Origin of the sequence: Kamptonema animale CS-326 (assembly GCF_028330895.1) — a bacterium.
Classification (GTDB): Bacteria; Cyanobacteriota; Cyanobacteriia; order Cyanobacteriales; family Microcoleaceae; genus Kamptonema; species Kamptonema formosum.
Map to the genome: position 1 here is coordinate 1 of NZ_JAQMUA010000477.1, position 2695 is coordinate 2695.

2 protein-coding genes are annotated in these 2695 nt (G+C 41.7%); one reads left to right on the top strand and one right to left on the bottom strand.

Annotated features, from left to right (window positions below):
- Positions 1 to 34 precede the first annotated feature (34 nt).
- Positions 35 to 1681 carry a hydroxylamine reductase gene (gene hcp, locus PN499_RS27865; RefSeq protein ID WP_272036670.1) on the bottom strand — a complete coding sequence of 549 codons (1647 nt, stop codon included), beginning with the start codon at positions 1679 to 1681 and terminating at the stop codon, positions 35 to 37.
- Positions 1682 to 1783: 102 nt separating this feature from the next.
- Here hcp and PN499_RS27870 point away from each other — a divergent pair, with 102 nt between their 5' ends.
- Positions 1784 to 2476: a Crp/Fnr family transcriptional regulator gene (locus tag PN499_RS27870; RefSeq protein WP_272036672.1), complete on the top strand. Its 693-nt coding sequence runs from the start codon at positions 1784 to 1786 to the stop codon at positions 2474 to 2476.
- The last annotated feature ends 219 nt before the right edge of the window (positions 2477 to 2695 follow it).

Consider the following 2695-nt stretch of genomic DNA (forward strand, 5'->3'; position numbering starts at 1 on the left):
AGCGCCCACCCTACGTTTAATTATCTTCGACCACTTAAGCCAGACAAGCAGCTAAATCTTCATCAGGTGTTGTAATCGCTTTCAAATTATACTTTTCTGACAGCAACTTAAACACATTTGGAGAGATAAAGGCTGGTAAAGTTGGCCCTAAACGGATATCTTGAATCCCTAAATAAAGCAGGGTTAGCAAAACTGCAACCGCTTTTTGTTCGTACCAAGAAAGAATCATTGATAACGGTAACTCATTCACTCCCATATCCAAGGCATTAGCTAAACCTAATGCAATTTGAATGGCGGAATAAGCATCATTACATTGACCTACATCCATTAAGCGAGGAATTTCACCGATGAATCCCAATTTTTGATCGAAAAAGCGGAACTTACCACAGGCGAGAGTTAAGACAATACAATCTTTAGGTACTTTTTCAACAAATTCTGTGTAGTAATTGCGGTCTGGTTTCGCACCGTCGCATCCTCCTACTAGAAAAAAGTGCTGAATTTTTCCCTGCTTAACTAATTCAATCACATCACCAGCCAAATTTAACACCGCATTCCGGGCAAAACCTGTCATTACTTTGCGGGGTTCTTCATCTTGGGTAAATCCGGGTAATTCTAAAGCTTTTTGAATTGCTGGGCTAAAGTCAGCGATGATTTCTTGTGCTGATAAGTGAATGACACCGGGCCAATTTACGGGGCCAAGAGTAAATAATTTCTGTTGGTAATTATCATGTGGTGGCATGAGGCAATTAGTTGTGAGGATAATTGCGCCGGGAAATTTAGCGAAATCTTTGGTTTGATTTTGCCAAGCAGTGCCATAATGACCGTAGAAATGAGGATATTTTTGCTTTAATTCTGGGTAGCCGTGTGCTGGTAATAATTCCCCGTGAGTATAGATGTTAATGCCTGTATTTTTGGTTTGTTCGAGGACAGCGGCGAGTTGTTGGATATCGTGACCGGAGACTAGAATACACTTGCCTTTTTTGGGGTTTAGAGGCACAACTGTGGGCACGGGATGACCGTATGTTTCTGTATGGCCGCTATCGAGGAGTTCCATCGCCCGAAAGTTGACTTCTCCCACTTTTAATGCCAGATTTACCCAGTCATTTAAAGTAAGTTTTGGGTTATCGAGGGCGACTAATGCTTCGCTACAAAATGCGTAAAGATTATTGTCTTCTTGACCTAATTCTAGGGCGTGGAAGGCGTAGGCGGCTAAGCCTTTGATACCGTAAAGTACGGTAAGTTTAAGGGAAAATATATCGACATCGCCGCCTGCTTGGCTGATGAATTGATAGGATACTTCTTGACCTTGTTGTACTAGATTCTCCTCAAAGTTAGGCGTAAACTTAGCAAGGTCAGACCATTCTATGGGGGTCGTAACTATTTGCTGAACTTGAGTTTTTAAGTTTTCTCGCAGTTCGATGGCGTGGTGAATATATTCCGCAAAACTTTTAGTGCTAAAATTAACATTAGTCATGGTCGCGAATAGAGTTTCGCAGGTAAAAACATCAGCTTCGCGGGTAGGAATACCTAATTTACGAGCTTGAATTACTACGGGCGCGAGTCCTCGCAAACAGTGAATTAATAAGTCTTGTGTGGCGTTAACTTCTGGACTTTTACCGCAAGCCCCCCATTGATGGCATCCTTGTCCGCTGGCGGTTTGTTCGCATTGTTCGCAAAACATAAGCTTGTTCTCCTGTTAGTTTTCTCTACCTGTGTTTACTGTAGGGTGGGAGATGAGATAATTACCTTGACTTAAGTCAATACTTGAAAATTTATAGGAATTATGGGAGTTGAAATTAGGGAGTTTATAGAAAATATTCGGCTGTGGCGGGGTTTAGCTGATGAGCAGTTAGATGCTATCGTTGAGATTGCAATCGCAGGTACTTATGCTAAAAATCAGTTAATTTTTTCTGAAGGGGAACCAGGGACAGGTTTTTTTGCTGTCAAGTCTGGCAGAGTTAAGCTGTTCAAAGTTTCTGCTGAAGGGAAAGAACAAATTTTGCATTTGTTTGGGCCTGGAGAACATTTTGCTGAGGTGCCGGCTTTTGATGGGGAATGTTTTCCTGCTTCTGCGATAGCTTTGGAAGTGACTGAGTTATTATTTTTTCCTCGGACTGCTTTTTTGAATTTGCTTGAGGAATATCCAAGTATTGGGATTAATATGTTAGCACTTTTTGCGCGGCATTTACGACGGTTTGCTCAGCTTATTGAAGACCTGTCTTTGAAGGAGGTTCCGGGGAGGTTGGCGGCTTATTTATTGTATTTATATGGGGATTCGCAGGTTGTATCGGGTGCGGTGGTAGAGTTGGATATGACTAAGGCGCAGTTGGCGGCTTTTTTGGGGACTATTCCTGAGACTTTATCGCGGGTTTTTGCTAAGTTGAGTCAGGAAGGTTTGATGGTGATTGATGGTTCTAGGATTACTTTGTTGGATGTGCGCCGTTTGAGGATGTTGGCGGGTGGTAAGAGGGGTTAAATTAGATTATGTTTCAATCCCTAATAGGGATTTAGTTTAATTGGAACTCCTTAACGACTGTGCTTATATTTACTTTGCTCTGTTTCAATCCCTGATAGGGATTTAGTTTAATTGGAACGAAATTTTACACCGTATAAATCGGTACGGCAAACTAAGACCGTTTCAATCCCTGATAGGGATTTAGTTTAATTGGAACAATATCAATTTCCTGAGCCAACA